This window comes from Nocardia sp. NPDC001965, assembly GCF_053594175.1.
The window spans coordinates 211,617-234,283 of sequence record NZ_JBSFDZ010000002.1 but is presented as its reverse complement, the minus strand read 5'-3'; the positions used below and the strand labels follow the sequence as shown (position 1 = coordinate 234,283).

The following is a 22,667-nucleotide window of genomic DNA, read 5'->3' as shown; positions in this document are numbered from 1 at the left end:
CGGTTCGACCGTCGCTCGGCGAAGATCTTGCGGTGACCTCAGCTGTGGTGTCGACATTGGTGACGAGTCTGGTCCCCCTGCTGGGCGCGGCCCTGGGTGCCTCGGCGACACTGCTGGTGCAACGGAATTCGACACGACAATCCAGGCACGAGTTCCTGGCCGAGAGCCGGCTCGCCCATCGCGAGGAACTCAAATCGGCGATCCTTGCCTATCTCGAGGCGGCGCAGCGACTGCAGACCGAGTTCGATATCCGCGAGCGGGGCGGTACTCCGGCGGATCCGAGGCGACTTATCGAAGGTGTCTGGCTGGCGGAGAAACAGGTCGAGCTCCTGTGCTCCGAAGAATTGCGCGGCCGGATACTCGCCCATGCCGCGGCGTTACAGGACGTCGTCCGTGATCCGGTGACCCACCCGGATTGGTGGGCGTATTGCGAACCACGGCAACACGACCTGCTGGCGCAGGCGAAAACGGAGCTCGCGCGCGATCGCGCGTAGCGAGACGCCGCACGGCACCACTCGCGGGTGGTGTCGGTCACCGCGCGGATGGATCGCCGGACGGGGATGAGTCGGCGCAGCGCGCTGTCTGCGACGGGCGCAGGGATCGCACTCACCGCGCCGGCCCGGCCGATGCAGGCGGGCCCCATCACGCGGCGTGCCCCGATACTGCCGAGCCGCGATCGCTCGGTCCGGTTGAGCGCCTCGATGCTGCTCGAGGCCGAGTGCCGGTTGACCGCCGCCGGGCCGCTGAAGCCGCCCCGCGGCGTCGTTCTACTCTTCGGTGAGCTGCCCACCTGCCATCTCCCAGCGGCGGGTCGCCCGCACCGAATCCAGCATGCGGCGGTCGTGGGTCACCAGCAGGAGCGTGCCGGTGAACGAGTCGACGGCCTGTTCGAGCTGTTCGATGGCGGGTAGGTCCAGATGGTTGGTCGGCTCGTCCAGGACGAGCAGGTTCACGCCGCGGGCCTGGAGCAGCGCCAGCGCGGCGCGGGTGCGCTCGCCGGGCGAGAGCGTGTCGCAGGCACGGTTGACGTGCGGGCCGCGCAGGCCGAATTTCGCGAGCAGGGTCCGCGTCTCGGCGTCGGGCCAGTCGGGCATCGCCGCGCCGAAGGTGGCGGCCAGGGTCGCGGTACCGCGGAACAGGCCGCGCGCCTGGTCGACCTCGCCTATCTGTACTCCCGAACCGAGTGTGGCAGTGCCGGTGTCGGGAGTGAATTTGCCGAGCAGCAGGCCGAGCAGTGTGGATTTCCCGGAACCGTTCGGACCGGCCAGCACGATCCGATCGGATCGGTCGATCCGGGTGGTCACCGGGCCGAGGGTGAAGTCACCACGGGTGAGGGTGGCGTTCGTCGCGGTCGCGACGACGGAACCGCTGCGTGGCGCGGACGCGATCGCCATCCGCAGCTCCCATTCCTTGCGCGGCTCCTCGACCACATCCAGTCGTTCGATTCGCCGCTGGGTCTGCCGGGCTTTGGCGGCCTGTTTCTCGGTGGACTCGGCGCGCATCTTGCGGCCCGCCTTGTCCGAATCGGTCTTGCTCTTGCGGCGGGCATTGCGGACACCGTGTTCGAGCCAGTTGCGCTGCATCTGCGCCCGGGCTTCCAGACCGGCCCGGGTATCGGCGTATTCGTCGTAGGCCGCGCGGGCGTGCCGCCGCGCGATCTCGCGTTCGGCGAGATAGGAGTCGTAGCTCCCGTCGTAGAAACCGACCTGCTGCTGGGCGAGGTCGAGTTCGAGGACCCCGTTGACGGTGCGGGCCAGGAACTCCCGGTCATGGCTGATGATCATCAGCGGGGTCCGCACCCCGGTGACGAAGCGTTCGAGACGTTCGAGCCCGTCGAGATCGAGGTCGTTGGTGGGTTCGTCGAGCAGCAGGATATCGAAACGCGACAGCAGCACCGAGGCGAGACCGGCGCGGGCGGCCTGACCACCCGACAGGCCGGTCATCGGCGTATCCAGGCCGCCGGCGAGGCTGCCGGTGAGGCCGAGGTCGGCGGCGGTCTCCGCGGCCCGCTGCTCCAGATCGGCGCCGCCGAGTGCCAGCCAGCGTTCGAGGGCGGGGGAGTAGGTGTCGGCTCCGCCGTCCGCGAGGTGTTCGGCAGCCGCGTCCATGACCTGCTGGGCGTGCGCGACACCGGTACGCCGGGCGAGGAACCCGAGCACCGTCTCACCGTCGACACGTTCGGGTTCCTGGGCGAGATAGCCGACCGTGGCGTCGGGCGGGCTCAGCGTGATCGCGCCCTCGTCCGGCAGGCCGTCGGCGAGCATCCGCAACAGAGTCGACTTGCCCGCGCCGTTGACGCCCACCAGCCCGATCACATCGCCCGGGGCGAGGGTGAGATCGAGGTCGGCGAACAGGATGCGTTCGGCGTGCCCGGCCGAGAGGCCGCTGGCCTGCAATGTTGCGCTCACCGGGCATATTCTGCCCGGATCGGGGGCGGCGTCCGGATCTGGCCCCGCTCGGATCGGGGTGCGTTCCGCCGGGGCCGGGCTCGCGGTGCGGTCAGCCGGCGACGAGAGCCCGGCGGAGAACGTGTTTGGTGAGCTTGCCCGACGGGTTCCGGGGCAGTTCGTCCACCAGTACCAGTTCGCGGGGAATCTTGTAGCGCGCCAGTGTGCCCGCGAGGTATTCGCGCAGCTCGTCGAGTTCGAGCCGGGCCCCGGCGGCGGGGACGGCGACCGCGACCACGGTCTCGCCCCACTCGGGATGCGGGCGGCCGATCACCGCGACGTCCAGCACGTCGTCGTGCCGCGCGATCGCCTCCTCGACCTCTTGGGAGTACACGTTCTCCCCGCCCGTGATGATGACGTCCTTCGTGCGGTCGACGATGGAGATGTACCCGTCGTCGTCGAGTCGTGCGACATCGCCGCTGCGGTACCAGCGGCCTTCGAACACCTCCGCGGTCGCCGCCGCGTCGTTCAGATATCCGACCATGCGGGTGTCACCGGCGAGCCAGATCTCACCCGTCTCGCCCGGTCCGGCATCGCTGCCGTCCGGGCGCACCACCCGCAGATCGACCCCGGGCATCCCGCAGCGGCCGATCGAACCGGCCTTGGCGATCTGCTCGTGCGGGTAGAGCGCGGTGCCGGTGGGTCCCATCTCGCTCATGCCGTACACCTGGTAGAAGTCCTCGGATCGATATTCGCGCTGGAGCCGGCGCGCGACTTCGGCGCCGATCGGCGCACCGCCGTAGGTCCATCGGCGCACCGACGAGAGATCGAAATCGGCGAGCCGCTTTCCCGCGGCGCCCACGGCCTGCAACGGTGCCAGGTAGGCGATCGGCGCGCCGAAGAAGGCGGTGATCCGCTGTTCCTGGACGGTCTCCAGGAACTTCAGCGGGTGGTATTCGCGCATCAGGACGACGGTGCCGCCCAGGAACACGGTCGTCACGAACCAGACGTTGAGCGGGGCGGCATGCCAGATGGGCATGGCGATGAGAACTCGCTCGTCGCGGTCGAGACCGAGTGTGGTCGCGATATAGGGCGCGACCGTCGTGATCGAGCGATGCGTGTGCAGGCAGCCCTTGGGCGCGCTGGTGGTGCCCGAGGTGTAGAGCACCTGCGCGATATCGGATTCCGCGGCCGGTTCACCGTCCCATTCGTCGGCCGCCGCGGTCAGCCCGTCGAAATCGCGTTCGGTGGCGGTCGTGTCGGTGCCGAGCTCGGTCAGCAGCCAATCGACCTGCGGTGCTCCGGCTTCCGCGTTCGCGCGGAGGTCGGCCGAGACCACCCCGACCGCCGCGCCGCAGTGCCGCAGGGTGTATTCGATCTCCGGGGGCGCGAGCTTGTGATTGACCGGTACCAGCGCCGCGCCGGCCCGCCAGGCGCCGAAGGCCGCGACAGCGAACCCCGGACTGTTGTAGGTCATCACCGCGACCCGGTCGCCGGGCCGGACTCCGCGCTCGCGCAGCACCCGTGCCGCACGTTTGGAGGCGGCGAGCAGTTCGGCGTAGGTGATTCGCTCGTCGCCGTAGACGATGGCGTCCTTGCCGGGGTATCTGCGAGCCGAGCTCTCCAGCATCGTGGTCAGGTTCATTCGGCTGCTCCTCGTGCTCGCCGTCGGTCCGCCGGGCATTGCCGTGGTCCGGGTTTCGGTCTACAGTTCGTGTGCGAAGAATTGAATCACGATTCAAAACTTATCGGAAGGGGTGCGGGCAGGTGGTCTACCGGCCGACGGAGAAGACGCGCGCCGCCCGGGCGCAGCGCCGGGCGGCATTGCTGAACGAAGCCACCGCACTCGTCGCGACCGGCGGATTCGCCGCCGCCACTGTCAAGGCGATCGCCGAGCGCAGCGAGCTCAGCGTGGGCACGGTCTACTCCTATTTCGACGGCAACACCGACCTGCTCGCCGCGGTCTTCCGCGCCGGTGCAGATCAGGAGCTGGCCGTCGTGCGCGCCGCGGTCGACCGGGCCGACGGTGCGCCCGCGCAGCTGCGCGCCCTGGTCGAGACGTTCGCGATGCGCGCGATCCGGGGCAGGCAGCTGGCCTGGTCGCTGCTGTTCGAGCCGGTCGATCCGCGGATCGAGGCCGAGCGCCTGACCTACCGCGCCGCCTATCACGAACTGACCACCGAGATCCTGCGGGCGGGCATCCGGGCCGGGGTGTTCCCCGACCAGCATCTCGGCGTCACCGCCGCCGCGTTGATCGGTGCGATCAGCGAAGCACTCACCGGCCGCCTCTCCCCGAGCCACGCCGTCACCGGGGACGAGGACGCCGGCGACCGCCACATCGTCGAGTCGATCCTGCGGTTCTGTTTCCACGGCATCGACTACAGCGGCGCCACGGCCCGCCGGTTGCCGGATTCCCGGCAACCGGCCCGAGATATCGAAGGGACACCCTCGTGACAACCATCGCCCCCGCGGGATTCCGCACCCATGAGGTCTTCAACCAGGCGCCGCCCCGTACCGAGGTGAACGAGTACACCTCGAACATCCCGCTGCTCGAGGGAGTGACCCGGCACGAGGCCGGATGGGCGAACGGGGCGCTGGCCGACGTCGGCGATCTGGTGGGTACCGAATCCTTCCGGTCCGACGCCGAACTGGCCAATACGGTCACCCCCGTGTTCCACTCCCACGACAGGTACGGCAACCGGATCGACGAGGTCGAGTTCCATCCGGCCTATCACCGGATCATCGGCGCCGCCGTGGCGCACGGTGCGCATACCGCGGCCTGGGCCGACCCCCGGCCCGGCGCGAATGTCGCCCGGGCCGCGACATTCATGTTGTTCGCGCAGGTCGAGGCGGGCCACGCGTGCCCGATCTCGATGACCCACTCGGTGGTCCCGGCGCTCGAGTTCACCCCCGAGATCGCACACACCTGGTTGCCGCGGCTCTACAGTCGCGGCTACGACGGCCGGCTGCGGGCCCCCGGTGACAAACCCGGTGTGCTCTTCGGGATGGCGATGACCGAGAAGCAGGGCGGTTCCGATGTGCGGGCCAACACCACCCGCGCGGTCGCGAACCCGGACGGCAGCTGGTCGCTCACCGGACACAAATGGTTCTGTTCGGCGCCGATGTCCGACGCCTTCCTGATCCTGGCGCAGGCCCGGGACACGGCGCTCGCCGGCGGCTCCGCTCTGTCGTGCTTCCTGGTTCCGCGGGTGCTCGAGGACGGCACCCGTAATGTGTTCCGGATCCAGCGGCTCAAGGACAAACTCGGCAACAAGTCCAACGCGTCCTCGGAGATCGAACTCGACGGCACCGTGGGTTATCTCGTCGGTGAACCGGGGCGCGGTGTGCGCACCATCATCGAAATGGTCTCGCGCACCCGCCTGGACTGTGTGTACGGTTCGGCCGCCGGTATGCGGCAATCCGTCGCCGAGGCGCTGTGGCATGTCCGGCACCGCTCCGCCTTCGGCGCGACACTGATCGACCAGCCCGCCATGACCGCGGTCGCCGCCGATCTCGCGCTGGAATCCGAGGCCGCCACGGTCACCGCGCTGCGTCTGGCCCGCGCCCACGACGCCGATGCCGGGGCCGGCGAGAAGGCATTTCGCCGACTGGCCACCGCCGTCTCGAAATACTGGATCTGCAAACGCGGTCCGCAGCACGCCTACGAGGCCCTCGAATGTCTGGGCGGGAACGGCTACACCGAGGCGTTCCCGCTGGCCCGCCGGTACCGGGAGCAGCCGGTGATGGCGGTATGGGAGGGGTCGGGCAATGTGATCGCCTTGGACGTCCTGCGCGCGATGACCCGCGAACCGGAATCGGTCCAGGCCTTCGACGCTGAACTCGCCACGGCCCGTGGCGCTTGCGCGCTCTTCGACCGCCATCACGACCGGATGCGTGCCGCGCTCACCGAACTCGCGGTGCTCCCGCCGGACCGGGCGCAGTTGCGAGCCCGGGCGGTGGCATCGTCGATGGCGCTGGGCCTGCAGGCCTCATTGTTGCTGCGCTATTCGCCGACCGCGGTCGCGGAGGCGTTCCTCGCGGCGCGGCTGGGCGACGATCGTGATCTGCACTACGGATCTCTGCCCGACGGTACCGATTTCGCCGCGATCCTCGACCGGCACTGAATCGGCTGTCCATCGGAGTTCGCTCGGACGGGGCCGCGGACAGGCGGAGGGGCCGGGAATACCCTTCCCGGCCCCTCCTGGTCAACGAGTGGGATTCGAACCCACCACATTCGGATCCGAAGTCCGACGCTCTACCGGATGAGCTATCGTCTGCCCCACCTGTGATCGCCGAGCCGCGGCTACGAGTCATCATGAGTAACCCCGCGCGTTGCCTTTACGCTACAGCGGCAGGGAGAGCCGCCACCGGGAATCGAACCCGGATCTCGGGGGTGCGTAGCAGCGTATCCGCACGTCGAGCGATCGATGGAGTTGTAGAACTTGGAGCGAGAAGCTGAGTTTTTCGGCAGGCCCTGGCAGCACCTGCACGGGTGAGTCTCATATTCAGTTTCAGATTGTGCTCCATCCCCCAGCGGGGGAGTCTGTGTCCCGGCTAACCGAACAGGTAGCCGAGGATGGCGTCACCGGGCTCGATATCGGTCACCGGCGTCGCGTTCGCGGTCTCCCGCGCGATACGTACCGCGTCGAGCAGTTTGCCGAGCCGATCCGCGAGGTCACCGACTTCCTTGGCGGGCAGCGCGCCGGAGAACTTGGTGGTGGTCCAGCGGCCCACCACCACATCCTCGTGGTACACCTCCACCTGCGCCGGGTGCTTGTCGGTGGCTGCGGCCAGGACGTGGTTGCGCGGCACCTTCTTGGTCCGCACGGTCTGTGACGGCTGGGTCGCGTAGCAGTCGGTGACCTCGTCGAACGACCACGATTCCGCCGGGTCCAGCGTCGGCAGCTTGGCGACGAACTTCTTCAGCTCGCTCAGCTGCTTCTCCAGGAACAGCAGGTAGGTGACCGGCAGCTCGCGGGCGATGGTGACGCCGTCGACCGTGATATCGGCTTTCGCCGAGCAGTTCGCGGTGTCCTTGGTAGCTGTCACATCGAACAACCGGGTCAGCGTGCGCTTCACATCGGCGATCACCTCGCCGGCCCGCACCTGGACCCGCTTGGACTCCGACGGCAGCTCTTCGCCCATATCGTCCAGCGGCCGGTAGGTGCGTGAGATACCGGCCAGCAGATCGACCTTGCCCACGCGCTGGTAGGCCGCGGTCACGTCGGCGGTCGCCTGCGCTTTCGCGCCCTTCTCGATGGCGATGAGCTGATTCAGCTTGGTGGACACGGGTTTTCCCTCCTTCGGCCACCTCGTCGCGACCGGGATCACCGTAACCGCGCCGGGCCGCGCCGCGCCACCGAAATATCGGCTGCCGCCGTCCGGCGCCCGGCTCCGTGGTGGTGGCGACCACCACGGATTGACCCTGCCGCTACGGCATAGTGTTACCTCGGTTTCCAGTGGCAGGGTTCGCGTCCGGAACACCGGCCACCGTGCGCCCCCGCGGGCGCATCGCCTGTACTCAGTGCTGCCGACCCCGAGCGGAGTTCGATGACCGTGGTACCGAACCGACAGACGCCACCCGAGCTGTTCGATGTGGCGGAATTCTTCGCCGATCCGGTGTTCTCGGGTGCGTCGATCTCCCCGGACGGCACCCGGATCGCCTATCTGGCCCCGCGATACGGGCGAACGAACGTCTGGGTCCGCGGGATCGCCGAAGAACACGAGGACGCGGTGTGCGTCACCCATGACGATCGCCGCGGGATCAAGACCTATTACTGGACCGACGATTCGCGTCGGCTGCTCTACCTGCAGGACACCGACGGCAACGAGGACTGGCACCTGTACCGGGTGGACCCGGACGCTCCCGACGAACCGGCGGTGGACCTGACACCGATGCCACCGGGATCGCGGGTGTTCGCGGTCGAGCCGGCGAAATCGTTCCCCGGTAGCGTTTTCGCCTGGATGAATCGTCGGCCGCTGTTCGTCGATCTGTTCCGGATCGATGTGGCCACCGGCGAGACGACCCCGCATCTCGAGCGGCCGCAGCCGACGGATACTTTCCTGGTGGATCGGGCCGGCGAGGCGGCGTTCTACATCGCGCAGGCCGACGACGGCACCCACGAGTTCTACGCGGTCGATCGAGATACCGGCGACAAGCGGCTGGTCCATCGGCTGGGCGGCCCCGAACATCCCATGGGAGTCCTGCCGGCCCTGGTGACACCCGACGGCACAGGTCTGCTGCTCGGTTCCTATCAGGACAGCGACGATCTGCGCCTGGTCCGCATCGATCGGGACACCGGCGCCGAGACCGTCGTCGCGGCCGTGGACGGGCACAGCCTGTGCACGATGGGTATGACCCCGGGCCTGCCGCCGTCGTTGTTCCTCAGCGAGCGGACCGGTGCGGTGATCGCGGCCCGGTTCGTCGGCGACCGGCCCCGGATCGAAGTCCTGGATCCCCATTTCGCCGAGGTCCACGCGGCGCTCGCCACGCTGTCGGACGGTGTGTTGCACACGGTCTCCTCCGACACGACCGAGCAGCGCTGGGTCGTATCGTTCATCCACGACCGTGATCCGGGGGCGACCTGGTTCTACGACCACAGCACCGGGGAGAGCCGGTTGTTGTTCCGCCCGTACCCCCACCTCGTTCCGGACGCGCTCGCCCCGATGACACCGGTCGAGTTCCCGGCCCGCGACGGGCTCGGGCTGCACGCATTCCTGACACTGCCCGTCGGCGTCGCACCCGAGAAGCTACCGCTGGTACTACTGGTACACGGCGGACCGTGGTTGCACGACACCTGGGGCTACGGTCCGGCGGTGCAGTTCCTGGCCAACCGCGGTTACGCCGTGTTGCAGGTCAATTTCCGCGGCTCCTCCGGGTACGGGAGACGGCATCTCACCGCCGCCGTCGGTGAATTCGCCGGCAAGATGCACGACGATCTGATCGATGCCGCGGACTGGGCGGTGGCGCGCGGCTACGCCGATCCGGACCGCATCGCGATCGCCGGCGGCTCCTACGGTGGATACGCGGCGCTGGTCGGCGTCACCGTCACCCCGGAATACTTCGCCGCCGCGGTCGACTATGTGGGCATCTCCGATCTGGCGAACTTCATGCGTACGCTTCCCCCGTTCGTGCGGGCCGCCATGGCCAACAACTGGTATCGCTACGTCGGTGATCCGGCCGACCCCGCCCAGGAGGCCGATATCCTGGCCCGTTCGCCGATCACCATGGTCGACCGGATCCGCACCCCGCTGCTGGTCGCCCAGGGCGCCAACGATGTTCGGGTCGTCCAGCAGGAGTCCGACAATATCGTCGCTCCCCTGCGGGAGCGCGGTGTCCCGGTCGAATATCTCGTCGCCGACGACGAAGGGCACGGATTCGAGAACCCGGAGAACCAGGTCCGGCTGTTCCGGGCCATCGAGCGGCATTTCGCCGAATACCTCGGTGGTCGCCGGGACGCCGGGAGCCCGTCACAGGCCGAGTAGGTGGTCGCGCCGGTCGTAGTAGAGCAGCCGGTAGGCGTCCCCTTCGCGGGCCCACGCGGTGACCGAGGCGTTTCCGGCGAGGCCACCCGCCGCGACGGCGAGAGTCGCGGCGTCGTCGTGATGTTCGAGCAACCGGCGTAGCAGCAGGATCACCGCGTCATGGGCGACGATCAGCACTCGGCGGTGTCGCGTGTCGGCGGCGAGGCGATCGACGACCCCGGTCAGGCGGTCGGCGACATCGAGGAAGGATTCGCCGCCGGGCGGCCGGTAACCGAGCGGATCGGCGCGTTCGGCCGCGTACTGCTCCGGGTAGCGTCGCCGCACCTCCTCGGCGGGAATATGCGCCAGGGCACCCCGGAACCGGTCGTACAGATTCTGCTCGGTCGTCAGGCAGGGCACCGCGACTCCCGCGGCACGCAATTCGGCCTCGGCGAGCTGCCAGGTGGTCGCCGCCCGCCGGTACGGTGAGCAGAGCACGAGATCCGGGAGTTGCTCGGGGGGAAGCGCGGCGAACCAGCGTCCGAGGGCGACGGCCTGGCGTGCGCCGAGTTCGGTGAGTTCGATGACCATATCGTCGGCTTCGGCGGGGGTCGCGGGGCGTAGACCGGCGTTGACCGTGCTCTGGCCGTGCCGGGCAGCATAGAGCAGGCGCGGTCCTGTGTCTTCGCCGTGTGGACAGGGTTGCGCGGATACGACCGGTAGTTCTCCGGGTGGATGTGTACTCATATCCTCAGGACGTCTCGCGCGGCGTCCGGGTTCCCGGACAGTCGGCGCGGCCCGTCGTGCTGTCCCGCGCCGGCTCGCGGATCGGCCGGTGACGGGTGGAACAATCGGGCACTGTTGCGTGTTGTCCGTAGTGGCGCTACCGTTGGTGCCATCTTCATCTTGTGGATGTAGGTGTCGACTCCCTCCCACAAGGCTCACCGTTCACACCGGCAGTTTCCGACTGCCCGCGAACTTTGTGCTCGTCCCGGAGTTGTTCTCCGGCCGTACCGCGCTTCGGCGGGTACGGCGAGCGTCACCCCCGCGGCGGCCATCGGCCCCGCCTCACCCACGATCTCCTCCGAGGAGGACCCATGCAGAACAACACTGTCCGGATACCGGATACCGCGACCGAGACCGCCTCGGCAGCATCGGTTACCGGAATCCTCGACGTCGACGGTAACCGTGCGGCGTTGCGCGTCGACGGCTATCTGCCCGGACCACGCGATGCCCGCGTGCTGTCACGGCTGATCCACCGGTACGGGCTCCGGCGCGGCGATATCCTCACCGGCACAGCCGGACCCGGCCGCGACGGCGGACCGCCCACGCTGACGGGAGTGGACACGGTCAACGGCATTCCGGCCGGAAACAACACCGCACGAACACATTTCGCCGATCTGATCCCGCTCTACCCGCAGGACCGCCTGGTTCTGGAAACCGAACCGCACGAAATGACCACGCGGGTCACCGACCTGGTCATGCCGATCGGCAAAGGGCAGCGAGCTCTGGTGGTCGCACCCCCCAAAGCGGGCAAGACCTCGGTGCTGGGGTCCATCGCCCACGGTATCGCCAAGAACCATCCCGAATGTCAGCTGATGCTCGTCCTGGTCGGCGAACGCCCGGAAGAGGTGACCGACCTGTCCCGCTCGGTGCCCGCCGAGATCGCCGCCGCGACCTTCGACCGACCCGCCCGCGACCATATCGCACTCGCGGAATTGGCCATCGAACGTGCCAAACGGCTCGTCGAGTCCGGCCGCGACGTGGTCGTGCTGCTGGATTCGCTCACGCGGCTGGCCCGCGCCTACAACTCGGCCGCCGCCGGTTCCGGCCGAATCCTCTCCGGGGGCGTGGACGCGACGGCCCTCGCACCGCCCAAGAAGTTCCTCGGCGCCGCCCGCAATATCGAGAACGGTGGTTCGCTCACCATTATCGCGACAGCCCTGGTCGAGACCGGTTCGCTCGCCGACACCGTCATCTTCGAGGAGTACAAGGGCACCGGAAACGCCGAACTCAAACTCGACCGTCACCTCGCCGACCGGCGGCTGTTCCCCGCGATCGATATCGATCGGTCGAGCACCCGCAAAGAGGAGTTGCTGCTGTCCGCGGACGAGCTCGCAGCGACCGGGTCGCTGCGGGCCACCCTCGCCGGCCGCGATCCGCAACAGGCCCTCGAACTGCTGCTGACCGGCCTGCGCCGGACCCGGACCAACACCGAGTTCCTGACCCAGATCCGCACCGCAGGACAGAAATAGAAACAGGGAATGTAGACGAAATCGCCCGCTGCACTGTGGGCGGCGGGGACCCGATCGGCCGTGCGATCGAATGGTGCCGTTACGACACCGGTGGAGTCCGCCGCGGAACCGGACGGGCTCACCCCGTCGACGCGACCGAGTAGAGCAGATGGGTGCCACGGAAACCCTTCAGTTCGGCTTCGCGGGTGGCAGTGACGGCGATATCGGGCCGACCGGATACAGCATCGCGTACCTCCTCGCTGACGAGGACCTCGCCACCGTGGGCCTGGGCGGCCACCCGGGCCGCCATGGCCACGTTCCGGCCGAAGAGATCGTCGCCGCGGCGTACCGAACTGCCCATATGGATTCCGATCCGAATCCGGACGCTCGCCACCGGTGCGGCCACGGAGCCGATGGCGCCCTGCACCTCCAGGCCGCAGCGCACCGCCTGCTCGGCGTCACCGAAGGCGATCATGAAACCGTCCCCCTGGCTCTTCACGATATGCCCGCCGTATCCGGCGACGCGTCGGCGGATCAAGCGGTCGTGGCGGCCGAGGAGGGCGACCCACGCGCGGTCGCCGAGCCGCTCGTTGAGCGCGGTGGAACCTTCGATATCGGAGAACACGATCACGACGTCGCCCCCGGCGGTGAGCCGCGCCAGATCGGGCCTTTCGACCTGGGCCCAACCGGCCAGGTCTTCGATCGAACTGAGTACTGCCGCGCGTAAACCCTTGCGCCGCACGAGGCTCGCGGTCTGCCAGACCGTCTTCACTGCTTCGCGGCCGCCGTTCATCAGTAGTTGCCGAGTATCTGGCCGGCGCTGCTGCAGCGCCACGAGCTCGCGCCGGCTCCGTACCAGCAACTGCCACAGCACGATCAGGCCGACCGCCTCGGCCACGGCAACGGCCGCGAGTACATAGGCGATCATCACCGGTTCCCCGATGGTGCAGTGTCGTCGTGGGGTGCCGAGTCCGCGCCGGCGGCCTGGCTCAACTGCTGGGAGACCTCCGGCAGGTCCGCGTGGATGCGGCGGTCCATGGCCCGGGCGAGCAATTCGTCGGCGACCAGGCGCACCGCCGGGCGGAGTTCGGCGAGCGTACCCGCCAGGCTCAGTAATCGTTCGGGGGAGGGATCTTCCAGGACCTGGTTGACCAGATTGACCCGGAATTCCCGGACGAAAGCGAAGGCCATCCGATCGAAGGCCGCTTCCAGTTCCCAGCTCAACGCGAGAATCGAGCGAAGCGGTAGGCCTACGGCGACGAACGCGGTGGCGGCTTCGAGCAGCCGTCCGCTGGAGTAGACGAAGCGGTCGTCCTCGATACGCAGGTATCCCAGGGCGATTGCCTCGGCGATCGCTTCCGGAGTCGCCTCTTCGCCGAAGCGGTCGAACATCTCGGCGAAATCGATATCGACTTCGCCGTCACCCCACGCCACCGCGGCCGCCGATTCGAATCCGAGCAGTTCCGAGACACCGCCGCCGTGTTCGGCGCTGGTCAACAGGTCGGCGATGCCCTCCAGGCTGTGGCCGCGGGCGAGCAGGTCGGCGATGAGTTTCAGCCGCTCGAGGTGGGTGTGGTTGTAGAAGGCGTGCCGACCTTGGCGCCGGGGGGCGTCGAGCAGACCGCGCTCCTGGTAATAGCGCACGGTTCGCACCGCGACGCCGGCGGCCTCGGCCAGTTCGGCAACTCGGTATTCCTGTGTTCGTGGCGTCATCGTCGTCCTTCCGCTCACCGGTCCGCGAGCCGAATGACGGCAAGCTTAACTGCAACTGTCTCAGCAGATACTGATTCGAACACGAGAAGCTATCTGTGCGTCGTCCACTGACCGGGGATTCTGGCACCTCCGTTGTGGTGCAACTCACCATCAGTTACAGTTTTTACTGATATGGATGGCGGCCCAGCAGATATCGGGGATGCCGTGCATATGGCGGCAAGGAGGTCGAGGTCAGTGCTGACGAGCAGCTCTCACGCTATTCCGGAACTGGAGATCGCCGGGATGCCCGCGGTGACGCATCTGCGTCGCACCCACCGATTGTCCCAGCAGTTACTGGACCATCTGGCCGGTGCCGACAGCGACCGGCCGGGCGTCACGATGCCGTGCGGTGTGGTGCGCTGCGAAGCCGCCGAGGTGGTGGCCGGCTGTCTGGAGCTGGTGGCCGCGGCGCTACAGGGCCGGGCGGTGAGCGATGTGCCCGAGCCGCTGTACCGCAAGATCGAGGACTGGGCAGCAGAAGGTGTGGCGCTGGAGGCGGTGCAGCATGCCACCCATCTCGGGTTCCGTTTCGTGCTCGACCTGCTGGCCGGGCGGGCCCGCAGTGCCGACGGCCCGGTGATGGTAGCTGCGGGGCAGCGGCTGGCCGAGGTCCTGGATCAGGTCATCACCGGCTTCACCCGGGTCTACCTCCGTGAGTTGCGAGCCCATACCGCCGCGCGGCATGCCGGCGCCGAAGCGCTGGCCGCCGCGCTGATCTCGGGAACGGGCACCGCGGAAACGGCCCGCGAGAACGGTTTCCGGGATGTGGATTCCTACGCGGTACTGGCCCTCGCTCTCCACGAGCCGGTGGACGACGCCGACACCGGCGATGATCGCACCGAGGCCCGCCGCCGCCTGCGCCGAGTGCGCGCCGAGCTCTGCCGCGGCGGCGATATGTCCCCCGCCCGGCTCAGCGAAGCCGGCGGCACCGTTCTCGTACCCGGCCACCGATCCGACGATTCCGTAGTGGTTCGGTTGTTCGATCGCCTGCGGGACGCGGCCCGCGTGCCACTGGTGGCCACCGTCGTCCACGCACGCCGCGACGAGGTTCCCGAAGCCACCCGGCGCGCCCACGAACTACTCGACCTCGCGCAGCGTCTGCACCGGCCGGCCGGGTTGTACCGGTTGGCCGACCTGGCGGTGGAGTACCAGATCACCCGGCCCGGGCCGGCCCGGCAGCGGTTGGCGACCGCGTTGGATCCGTTGCTCTCCCAGCCCGAGTTGCTGCACACCCTGGCTACGCATCTGGCCAACGATCGCAACCGGCAGACCACCGCCCGCGCGCTGTATATCCATGCCAACACGCTCGACTACCGATTGCGCCGCATCGCTCATCACACCGGCCTCGATCCGGCGCACGCCGATGATCTGTGGCATCTGCGGGCCGCCCTCGTCGCCAACGCTTATGAAACGGGCCCGGGGGCCGACGCGATTCCGGTGCCGGCGGACCGGGGGAATGCCGAGGCGGCCGAATCCGCCGCGGCGCAGTCGCCCACCACGATCCGGCGGATACCGGGAGGGCTCGCGGAGGCCGCCGGGGCGGCGATCGGATAACGGCCGTGCCCGGCCGGATCCGTTATCCGGTCGCGCGGATGCGCGCGAGGATGATCGCGGCCAACTCGGCCGGGCATTCCTCCGGGACCCAATGGGTGGCGTCGAGGATTTCGTGGCCGAACGGGCCGGTCACGTATTCGGCGGTCAGTTCGGCACCGCGCGGGGCTAGGAAAAGATCCCGAGTGCTCGATACATGCGTGGTCGGGGCGCTGACCTTCTGCCCGGCCCGCCGCCGATCGACGATCGGCATCGCTCGGTACCAGTTCAGGGCGTAGTGCAGCGCGCCGCCGTCGACGATATCGCGGCGCACCCGCTCGAACTGCTCGTCGTCGAAACCGGACAGGGCGGCCGCTCGCCCGCGCAGGCCGGTACCGCCGGCCGGGCCCGCCGCCCGAAAAGCGGCCGACAGCACCGCCTCCGGGAGCCACGGCACCTGGAACAGTGCCATATAGCAGGTGCGCAGAGCCTGCGTACTGCTCACCAGGGACCGTACGAAGGCCATCGGATGCGGTACCGAGACCGAGGTGAGTGTCCGAACCAGATCCGGCCGGCGCGCGGCGGTCGCCCAGGCGACGGTCGACCCCCAATCGTGCCCGACGAGATGGACGGGGCCGCCGCCGAGTGCGGTGATCAATGCCGCGGTATCACCGACCAATGCGCTGATCCGATAGGCGAATCGCCCACGGGGCCGCGCGCCGGGTGAGTACCCGCGCTGGTCCGGGGCGATTGTGCGATAGCCGTGTTCGTGCAGGAACGGGGTGAGCCGCGCCCATTGCGCCGCCGTCTGCGGAAATCCGTGCAACAGCACGATCGGGCTGCCGTCGAGCGGACCTTCGTCGATCACATCGAAGGTGAATCCGTCATTGGTGAACGACGTCAACCGGCTCCCCGGTGAACGCTCGGACGGTGGTTCGGCCTGCATGGTGAAACGCTACGTCACTTCGCGGTGTGCCGCTGGTCCGGTGCGCGGTCGGGTCACGTTGCCGCGCGCTCCAGATTGCCGATGATGCGGGCCATGACATCCATCATCTGCGCGAACTCCTGTTCGCTCACTCCCTCGGCGGCCAGTTCGCGGATCCGGCCCACCGAGTCGGCGGCTGTGGTGTGCACTGTCCGGCCCATCTCGGTGAGGGCGTATCGCCCGTCCGCGCCTCGCGTGATCCATCCCCGGGCGGTGAGGTCGGTGGCAACCTCGCCGAGGTTCTCGGCGTCGACCTCCCAGAACGGGCGCAGTGCGTCGGTCAGTTCGGCGTCGCCGGCCGGCCCGGTGGCAAGGGTGTTGAGGGTCTGCCATTGGCGCCGGGTGAGCCCGGCGTCGGTGACCAGCCTGTCGAAGGTGAGTTCGATGAGCTGGTCGAGCCGTTTGACCTGGTAGCCGATGAGGCGGTGTTCGCCGCCCGGTGCCGGCTCGGCAGCGGGTTCGCCGCAGGCCGTCAGCGGGATGAGCAGCGCGATGGCGGTGCCGAGGAGCAGGGTGCGTGCCTTCATGAGGAGAGGAGCCCTTCAGGTGAATGTGCGAATACATATACATGCTAAATGACATGTACATGTACGTTGATATCATGGCTCCGTGGATGATGTCGAGCGCGTCGAACGAGCAATGGTCGCGATCCGCCGCCGGCAGACCCGGCGGGCACTGGCGCGGGAAGGCGAACTCGCCCGGCAGTCCTTCGATGTCCTTGATGTGGTCGAGAGTTCGCCGGAACCCACGGTGTCCGCGATCGCGGCCGCGCTGGCCGTGGATCAGCCGCGGGCGAGCAAATTGGTCGCGGTCGCGGTCGCCGACGGGCTGGTACGCCGGATGGCGGACCAGGCCGACGGCAGGCGATCGGTCCTGATCCTCACCGAGCAGGGTCGCGATGTCCTCAGTCAGTCCCATCAGCGACGCCGGGCGGCCTTCGACAAGGCGATGACGGGCTGGACCGAGGGTGAACGTGCCGAATTCGCCCGGCTGTTGGACCGTTTCGTCCAGGCGATGCCCTAGCCCGGGCGCCGCCGGGACCGAAGCACGCGGTACCGGCCCCGGCCGCGGCGGATGGGCCGGCGTCCTGTCAGGACCGGGCCGCCAGCCGCTCGTCGGCGAGACCGTCGCGGAGCCCGCGCAGGAATTTGCGCTGCACGAGCAGTGCCGTCGCCCCGAAACCGAGGCAGAGGCCGAGCCAGATGCCCGGCCCGTGCCAGCCGACCCCGAGGCCGAACAGCAGCATCGCGGGAACCCCGACCGCGAAATACCCGATGAGGGTGCTGTGCATCCCGGCCCGGGTGTTCCCGATCCCGCGCAGCAGGCCGATGCACAGGTTCTGTGCACCCTTGCAGTACTGCTGGACGACGGCGAACCACAGCAGGGTGCCGGCCGCCGCTATCACCGCGGTGTCGTGCCGGTGTGCGCCGAGGAAGGGGGTGAGGACGAGTCGCGGAACCAGCACGTACAACAATCCGATCGCGGTCATGAAGGTGAAAGCGATCGTGAAGGTGCGGCGTGCGATGGCCGGGACGGCCTCCGGGGCGCCCTGGCCTATGGTCCGGCTGACCAGGATCGACGACCCCTGGGACAGCCCGATATTGATCTGGTAGACGATGTAGGCGAGCTGGTTGACGATATTGCTCGCGGCCAGCGCGACGGGCCCGAACCCACCCATCAGCACGGTGGCGATCGAGGTGACGGCGGCCTCCGCGCCGTAGGTCAGTGAAATGGGTGTCCCCATCCGCACGATACGTGCGACAGTGGCTCGATCGGCCTGCCAGGCGCGTAGTGACAACAGGTCACCGAGAACCGGATCACGCCGGACGCTGCGCAGGTAGGTGCCGAAGATCCAGCACTGGACCAGGGTGGTGGCCAGCCCGATTCCCGCGAGCCCCAGCTTCGGCATCCCGAACCAGCCGAAGACGAGCAGCGCGTCGAGCAGCGCGTTGACCCCCACCGACCACAGCGTGACCCGCAACAGTGATCCGGCGCGGCCCATACCGACGGCGAACTGCCGCAACACGTTCGACCAGAGCATCGGTACCAGGCCGGGTGCGAGCGTCCAGATGATCGGTCGGGCCAGGTCGAGCACGACCTCGTCCTGGCCCATCCACTGCAGGGCGTAGCCGAGCGCCACCAGCGCCAGCGCGCCGGCTGCCGAGGTCAGCGTCGCGACCGCCAGTGCGGCGCGCAGGCAACGGTGGATCTCGGCGCGCGCACCGGCATCGAGTTGCCCGCTTCCGGTGCGCTTCTCGCCCCGCCCGGCGGCTGCGGCGATCAGATTCCCGGCGCCGGTGACCATACCGACGCACATGGTGCGGAGCTGGTTGTACAGCAGCAGGGCCAGCCCGCCCGCGGCCAGGGCCGTCACGCCGAGGAAACCCATCATGGCCAGATCGACGGTCGTCAGCGCCACCTGGGCGAGCTGGAGTCCGGCGATCGGTGTCGCGAGCGCGAGAATCGCCCGGTAGTCGCGCCACTGGAAGGTCATGGGTCACGCTCCCTGTCGCTGCGGATCGCGGGCCGCGAGCCGCAACGATTCGTCATAGGCCCGGAAGAGTCGCACGATGCGCTGCTCGGCCGCCCGGTCGTAGAGACCGTGGGCGGTCAACCAGTCCTCGTCGTACACCGAGTCCAGGTACTTCTCGCCCGCGTCGCACACCAGCACCACCACGGTGCTGGCCGCCGGGAGCCGCACCAGTCTGCGCAGCGCCACATGGACGGCCGCGCCCGCGGTGCCACCGATCAGGATGCCGGTGCGGCGCGCGACCGCCCGTGCCGTGGCGAAGGCTTCGATATCGCCGACCCGGCAGTGCGCATCGATGATGTCGTATTGCACATTGCCGCCCACCGGGAACCCGGCCGGACTGCCCGCACCGGTCTGCCGGTAGGGGCCCGCGGTTCCGCCGAAGATGATGGAGCCCATCGGTTCCACCGCGACGGCACGGACCCCGGAACCGAGCCGCCGCAGCTCCTCGACGGTGCCGCACAGTGATCCGCCGGTGCCCACCGCGCCGACGAGGTAGTCGATATCGGTGGCCAGATCCTTGCGCAGTTCCCCGGCCAGTTCTCGGTAGCCTGCGCTGTTGTGCGGATTGTTGTGCTGGTCGGGCCGATAGGCGCCGATCGCCGCGGCGATCTCGGCGGCGACAGCGCGGCGTCGCACGCTACTGGGGCCGCCGCTCCCGTCACCCGCCACCATGACCAGCCGTGCGCCCATCGCCTGCATGGCGCGCAGTTTGTCCGGCGCGGCATGATCGTCGACGACCGCGGTGAAGGTGTAGCCGCGTTCGAGGGCGATGAGGGCCAACCCGGTACCGGTATTACCGGAGGTCGGTTCCACGATATGGCCTCCGGGCGCGAGGTCGCCGCTGCGTTCGGCCTGCACCACCATTTCCCGGGCCATCCGCACCTTGGCCGACCCGGTCGGATTGAACTGTTCGAGTTTGAGCAGCAGTCTGCTTCCGGACCCGGTGCGTACCAGTTCGAGCAACGGTGTGGCGCCGATCAATTCGGAGGCGCGGCGTACGACGTTCTCCCCGCTCGACGGCAGTGTCGCGGTCATCGGTCGAGTCTCCACTGCCATCGATCCTCCACGCTGGTCACCACGACTTTCGGCGGGAGCGGAAGCTGATGGAACTCGCTCTCGTTCTTGTCCATCTGGTAACCGGCGGTATTCGGGTAGAGCAGCAGATCACCGGGGCGGGGGCGTTGCGGCAGGACAACTTTCCGCCAGGTGAGGATGTCGTATTCCATACAGCTGGCACCGCCCACGCAGGAGGCGACCGGCCGGGGATCCGGATCGGTGGTCCGCGGGATCAGGATCGGATCGGGGAGGAATTCACTACCCTTCCACTGCTCTGAGACGCTCATGCTCAGTCCGTGCGCGGTGGTGATGCCGTACTCGGCGTTCTGTTTGAATCCGAGTACCGGGAACACCGTGAACCCGGAATCGATGAGCAGCGCCCGGCCCGGCTCCAGGAACAGGTCGATTGCGGCGGCGCGCAGTCGATCGGCCAGCGTTCGTCCCCGGCGCCGCACGTTCAGGACGGCTTCCAGCATGGCCGCGCCGGTCGGCTGCTGGGCATAGGGGTAGAACTTCTCGAACCGCCTGCCCGTGTGGAACCAGGCGTCGTGGTGGTCGCGGGTGAACGCGGTCCAGTCCTCGTCCCGGACGTACCTGCAGGCGAAACCGCCCCCGATCGAGAGCGCCGAGACCGGAAGTCCCCGTTCCCGGGTCCGCGTGCACAGTTCGATCAGATCGTGCGCGAGTTCGCCCCGGGGCCCGGCCTCGTACCCGTCCAGATGAAAGGAGAACCCGGTCAGTTCGAGGTGTTCGCGCAGTTCGGCGCAACGGTCGACGGCGCGCGCCAGATCGGATGCCGCCGAGCCGAAGCGGCTGTGCGGTGCGGCGGGCGGTAGCACGCGCAACAGGATGCGCAGCCGGCCGGCCGATCGGGCGATCTCACCGGCGCGTTCCAATTCGTCGAGCGCGTCGACGGCGACCACACAATCGTGGCGAGCCGCCAATCGCAGCAGCGCATCGGTTTTCGCCGCGCCCGTGACGCCGATATCGCGGCCGCGCACACCGTGTGCGAGTGCGTGTACCAGCTCGGGTTCGGAGGCCACGTCCACCCCGGCGTCGAGATCGGCCGCCACCGTCAGCCAGCATCCCGCCTTGTTCGCCTTCTTTCCGTAGTAGACCCGGCCGCGTATTCCGGACCGCGTCAGCACGTCCTGGAACGCGGCCAGATTGGCGGCGAACTGAGGGGGATGGACCACATGGAACGGTCCGCCGACCGCATGGTGGATATCGGAAAGCAAGCGGCGGTCGGCGCGCACCGCTCGTTGCCACTCGGGTTCGAGCGCGGGCAGGGTGGGCAGTTCGTGTGGTGTGGTCAGGTCCACAGTCGCACCTGCTGTCCGCGACCGGCCGCGACGGCCCGGGTCGCCAGGGCGTGGGCCACCGGGATATCGGTGATCACCATCCCGCTGGAGAAAGCGAAGACGCGGTCGGCCGGATCCCGCCGGCCCGGAGCCCGGCCTGCGACGATATCGGGGAGTTCGGCGTCGATGACGAGTTCACCGTCGCTGCCCGCCAGCCGTGTTCCGGTGACGCCGAGTTGCCCGGTACTGGTCGCGATCGTGTAGTCCGCGGCCCGCAGCGCGCCGCTCTCGACCCCTTTGCTCGCGACCGAGATCAGCAGTCCGCCCGGGCGCAGCCATTCGGTGCGCACTTTCGGATGCGCCGCGCGACCAGAGGCCACGACGACGATATCGGATTCGGCGACCGCCGCCGGAACGTCGTCGACGAGTTCGAGTTCGCGGTCGGGGAACCAGCGCCGCAATGCCGCCCGGCTTTCGGTGATTCCCTCGGGATGGGTGCCGAAGAGACGGAGCCGGCGCAGCCCGGGCAGTGCGGTGAGCAGGTAGGGGAGGGTATTGCGCCCCTGGATTCCGGTCCCGATCATCAGGGCGCTCGCTGCCCCCTCGGGCGCGGCGTATTTCGCGGTGATCGCGGTGGTGGCCGGGGTCCGGGCGGCGCCGACGCGTTGGCAGTCCATCAGCGCGAACGGTGACCCGGTTGTGTCGTCGTAGAGGCTGATGGTGGTGTAGTACTTCGCCGCGCTGGTACTGCCCTGGCGGTAGGAGGTCTTGAATCCGAGGTGTTCGAGCGAACCGTCGTAGCCGAGCATCGAGTAGGAGACGGCGTCGCGTTCGGTATCGGGCAGCGGCAGCATGAGTTTCACCGGACACCGGGATTCGCCGCGGGCGAAGGCCAGGTATCCCTCCTCGACGAGCTCGATGACCTCCTCCGGGGTGATATCGATATCGGCCAGATCGGTGCGGGTGAGGATGTGCAGGGCGTGGCTCATGGAACTCCGATGTCGTGCGGTCCGAACGTGGTTCGTGGTGGATCGGATGTAAAGCGTTGGGGCAGAAGGGTGTCGGCTCCTCTCGAATCGGTACGCCGAGAATGGTAAATCATCGATAACGATAATCGTTATCATTTACGCAGTGATGTGGAACACGTGAGGTGCGCCGGGTTGTGGTTCGCGCGCCGCGGGTTCGCCGAACCCGGCCGGCTCCCGCGGCCCGTCGTGCGGCCGATCCGTCGGCGGGGTGGGTGAGTCGAGAGCGGTGAGTTTCCTGTGCGGGTGTGGCCGGGCTGCCCCGGAGGTTGCGGGCTGACTGCAAAATGTATGCATAATGTTCTGCTTGGCTGCCTTGAACAGGTAATTAATAGAAAATCTTGCGGATCAGAACTAGTTCTGCGTACATTATGGCCGGTCGATGTGGACTGAGTCACAC

At 68.3% G+C, this 22,667-nt stretch carries 19 protein-coding genes and 1 tRNA gene; 7 read left to right on the top strand and 13 right to left on the bottom strand.

Annotated elements, in window-relative coordinates:
* Nucleotides 1-32 precede the first annotated feature (32 nt).
* Entirely contained in the window at nucleotides 33-494 is a 462-nt protein-coding gene (locus ACWCPQ_RS04940; RefSeq protein WP_449894835.1) for a hypothetical protein, read from the top strand.
* A 273-nt stretch (nucleotides 495-767) separates the two neighbouring features.
* Here ACWCPQ_RS04940 and ACWCPQ_RS04935 read toward each other — a convergent pair whose 3' ends face one another.
* Both ACWCPQ_RS04935 and ACWCPQ_RS04930 read right to left on the bottom strand, forming a co-directional pair.
* Nucleotides 768-2,408 carry an ABC-F family ATP-binding cassette domain-containing protein gene (locus tag ACWCPQ_RS04935; protein ID WP_449894833.1) on the bottom strand — a complete coding sequence of 547 codons (1,641 nt, stop codon included), beginning with the start codon at nucleotides 2,406-2,408 and terminating at the stop codon, nucleotides 768-770.
* Between the two features lie 91 nt (nucleotides 2,409-2,499).
* Nucleotides 2,500-4,032, bottom strand: a complete 1,533-nt coding sequence (locus ACWCPQ_RS04930; RefSeq protein ID WP_449894831.1) for a class I adenylate-forming enzyme family protein — start codon at nucleotides 4,030-4,032, stop codon at nucleotides 2,500-2,502.
* A gap of 122 nt (nucleotides 4,033-4,154) precedes the next feature.
* Here ACWCPQ_RS04930 and ACWCPQ_RS04925 point away from each other — a divergent pair, with 122 nt between their 5' ends.
* Both ACWCPQ_RS04925 and ACWCPQ_RS04920 read left to right on the top strand, forming a co-directional pair.
* Nucleotides 4,155-4,841, top strand: coding sequence for a TetR/AcrR family transcriptional regulator (locus ACWCPQ_RS04925; protein WP_449894829.1), 687 nt, complete (start codon nucleotides 4,155-4,157; stop codon nucleotides 4,839-4,841).
* Nucleotides 4,838-6,511, top strand: coding sequence for an acyl-CoA dehydrogenase family protein (locus ACWCPQ_RS04920; protein ID WP_449894827.1), 1,674 nt, complete (start codon nucleotides 4,838-4,840; stop codon nucleotides 6,509-6,511). Before ACWCPQ_RS04925 ends, ACWCPQ_RS04920 begins: the two co-directional genes overlap by 4 nt.
* Before the next feature lie 78 nt (nucleotides 6,512-6,589).
* On the opposite strand, the gene ACWCPQ_RS04915 is transcribed toward ACWCPQ_RS04920, so the two are convergent.
* A tRNA-Arg gene (locus ACWCPQ_RS04915) sits at nucleotides 6,590-6,664 on the bottom strand.
* A 277-nt stretch (nucleotides 6,665-6,941) separates the two neighbouring features.
* The gene (locus ACWCPQ_RS04910) at nucleotides 6,942-7,676 is read right to left on the bottom strand and encodes a DUF7873 family protein (RefSeq protein ID WP_449894825.1); all 735 of its coding nucleotides are present in this window, start codon (nucleotides 7,674-7,676) and stop codon (nucleotides 6,942-6,944) included.
* A 261-nt stretch (nucleotides 7,677-7,937) separates the two neighbouring features.
* Here ACWCPQ_RS04910 and ACWCPQ_RS04905 point away from each other — a divergent pair, with 261 nt between their 5' ends.
* Entirely contained in the window at nucleotides 7,938-9,872 is a 1,935-nt protein-coding gene (locus ACWCPQ_RS04905) for a S9 family peptidase (RefSeq protein ID WP_449894822.1), read from the top strand.
* Here the strand turns inward: ACWCPQ_RS04905 and ACWCPQ_RS04900 are convergent.
* A complete protein-coding gene (locus ACWCPQ_RS04900) occupies nucleotides 9,858-10,598 on the bottom strand; it encodes a histidine phosphatase family protein (RefSeq protein ID WP_449894819.1) in 741 nt (246 codons plus the stop codon). The genes ACWCPQ_RS04905 and ACWCPQ_RS04900 overlap by 15 nt on opposite strands.
* A gap of 350 nt (nucleotides 10,599-10,948) precedes the next feature.
* On the opposite strand from ACWCPQ_RS04900, the gene ACWCPQ_RS04895 reads away from it, so the two are divergent.
* On the top strand, nucleotides 10,949-12,106 hold the full coding sequence (locus ACWCPQ_RS04895; RefSeq protein WP_449894817.1) for a transcription termination factor Rho, short form: 1,158 nt from the start codon (nucleotides 10,949-10,951) through the stop codon (nucleotides 12,104-12,106).
* Between the two features lie 118 nt (nucleotides 12,107-12,224).
* Here ACWCPQ_RS04895 and ACWCPQ_RS04890 read toward each other — a convergent pair whose 3' ends face one another.
* Together ACWCPQ_RS04890 and ACWCPQ_RS04885 are read right to left on the bottom strand one after the other, a co-directional pair.
* Nucleotides 12,225-13,013, bottom strand: a complete 789-nt coding sequence (locus ACWCPQ_RS04890) for an adenylate/guanylate cyclase domain-containing protein (RefSeq protein WP_449894815.1) — start codon at nucleotides 13,011-13,013, stop codon at nucleotides 12,225-12,227.
* Nucleotides 13,013-13,798, bottom strand: coding sequence for a MerR family transcriptional regulator (locus tag ACWCPQ_RS04885; RefSeq protein ID WP_449894813.1), 786 nt, complete (start codon nucleotides 13,796-13,798; stop codon nucleotides 13,013-13,015). The genes ACWCPQ_RS04890 and ACWCPQ_RS04885 overlap by 1 nt, the downstream gene beginning before the upstream one ends.
* 234 nt (nucleotides 13,799-14,032) lie before the next feature.
* Here ACWCPQ_RS04885 and ACWCPQ_RS04880 point away from each other — a divergent pair, with 234 nt between their 5' ends.
* Nucleotides 14,033-15,391 (top strand): PucR family transcriptional regulator, encoded by a 1,359-nt coding sequence (locus ACWCPQ_RS04880; RefSeq protein WP_449894812.1) that lies wholly within the window; start codon nucleotides 14,033-14,035, stop codon nucleotides 15,389-15,391.
* 22 nt (nucleotides 15,392-15,413) lie between these two features.
* On the opposite strand, the gene ACWCPQ_RS04875 is transcribed toward ACWCPQ_RS04880, so the two are convergent.
* Together ACWCPQ_RS04875 and ACWCPQ_RS04870 are read right to left on the bottom strand one after the other, a co-directional pair.
* Nucleotides 15,414-16,313: an alpha/beta fold hydrolase gene (locus ACWCPQ_RS04875; protein ID WP_449894810.1), complete on the bottom strand. Its 900-nt coding sequence runs from the start codon at nucleotides 16,311-16,313 to the stop codon at nucleotides 15,414-15,416.
* A 53-nt stretch (nucleotides 16,314-16,366) separates the two neighbouring features.
* On the bottom strand, nucleotides 16,367-16,879 hold the full coding sequence (locus tag ACWCPQ_RS04870; protein ID WP_449894807.1) for a MarR family winged helix-turn-helix transcriptional regulator: 513 nt from the start codon (nucleotides 16,877-16,879) through the stop codon (nucleotides 16,367-16,369).
* Nucleotides 16,880-16,961: 82 nt separating this feature from the next.
* Here ACWCPQ_RS04870 and ACWCPQ_RS04865 point away from each other — a divergent pair, with 82 nt between their 5' ends.
* Nucleotides 16,962-17,375, top strand: coding sequence for a MarR family winged helix-turn-helix transcriptional regulator (locus ACWCPQ_RS04865; RefSeq protein WP_449894805.1), 414 nt, complete (start codon nucleotides 16,962-16,964; stop codon nucleotides 17,373-17,375).
* Nucleotides 17,376-17,442: 67 nt separating this feature from the next.
* Here ACWCPQ_RS04865 and ACWCPQ_RS04860 read toward each other — a convergent pair whose 3' ends face one another.
* Genes ACWCPQ_RS04860 through ACWCPQ_RS04845 form a run of 4 tightly spaced genes read right to left on the bottom strand, consistent with a single transcriptional unit; the run spans nucleotide 17,443 to nucleotide 22,231 of the window.
* Nucleotides 17,443-18,846 (bottom strand): MATE family efflux transporter, encoded by a 1,404-nt coding sequence (locus ACWCPQ_RS04860; RefSeq protein WP_449894802.1) that lies wholly within the window; start codon nucleotides 18,844-18,846, stop codon nucleotides 17,443-17,445.
* A 3-nt stretch (nucleotides 18,847-18,849) separates the two neighbouring features.
* Entirely contained in the window at nucleotides 18,850-19,920 is a 1,071-nt protein-coding gene (locus tag ACWCPQ_RS04855) for a PLP-dependent cysteine synthase family protein (RefSeq protein ID WP_449894800.1), read from the bottom strand.
* The gene (locus tag ACWCPQ_RS04850; RefSeq protein WP_449894797.1) at nucleotides 19,917-21,263 is read right to left on the bottom strand and encodes an alanine racemase; all 1,347 of its coding nucleotides are present in this window, start codon (nucleotides 21,261-21,263) and stop codon (nucleotides 19,917-19,919) included. Before ACWCPQ_RS04850 ends, ACWCPQ_RS04855 begins: the two co-directional genes overlap by 4 nt.
* Nucleotides 21,254-22,231 (bottom strand): ornithine cyclodeaminase, encoded by a 978-nt coding sequence (locus ACWCPQ_RS04845; RefSeq protein WP_449894795.1) that lies wholly within the window; start codon nucleotides 22,229-22,231, stop codon nucleotides 21,254-21,256. Before ACWCPQ_RS04845 ends, ACWCPQ_RS04850 begins: the two co-directional genes overlap by 10 nt.
* Nucleotides 22,232-22,667: the final 436 nt, after the last annotated feature.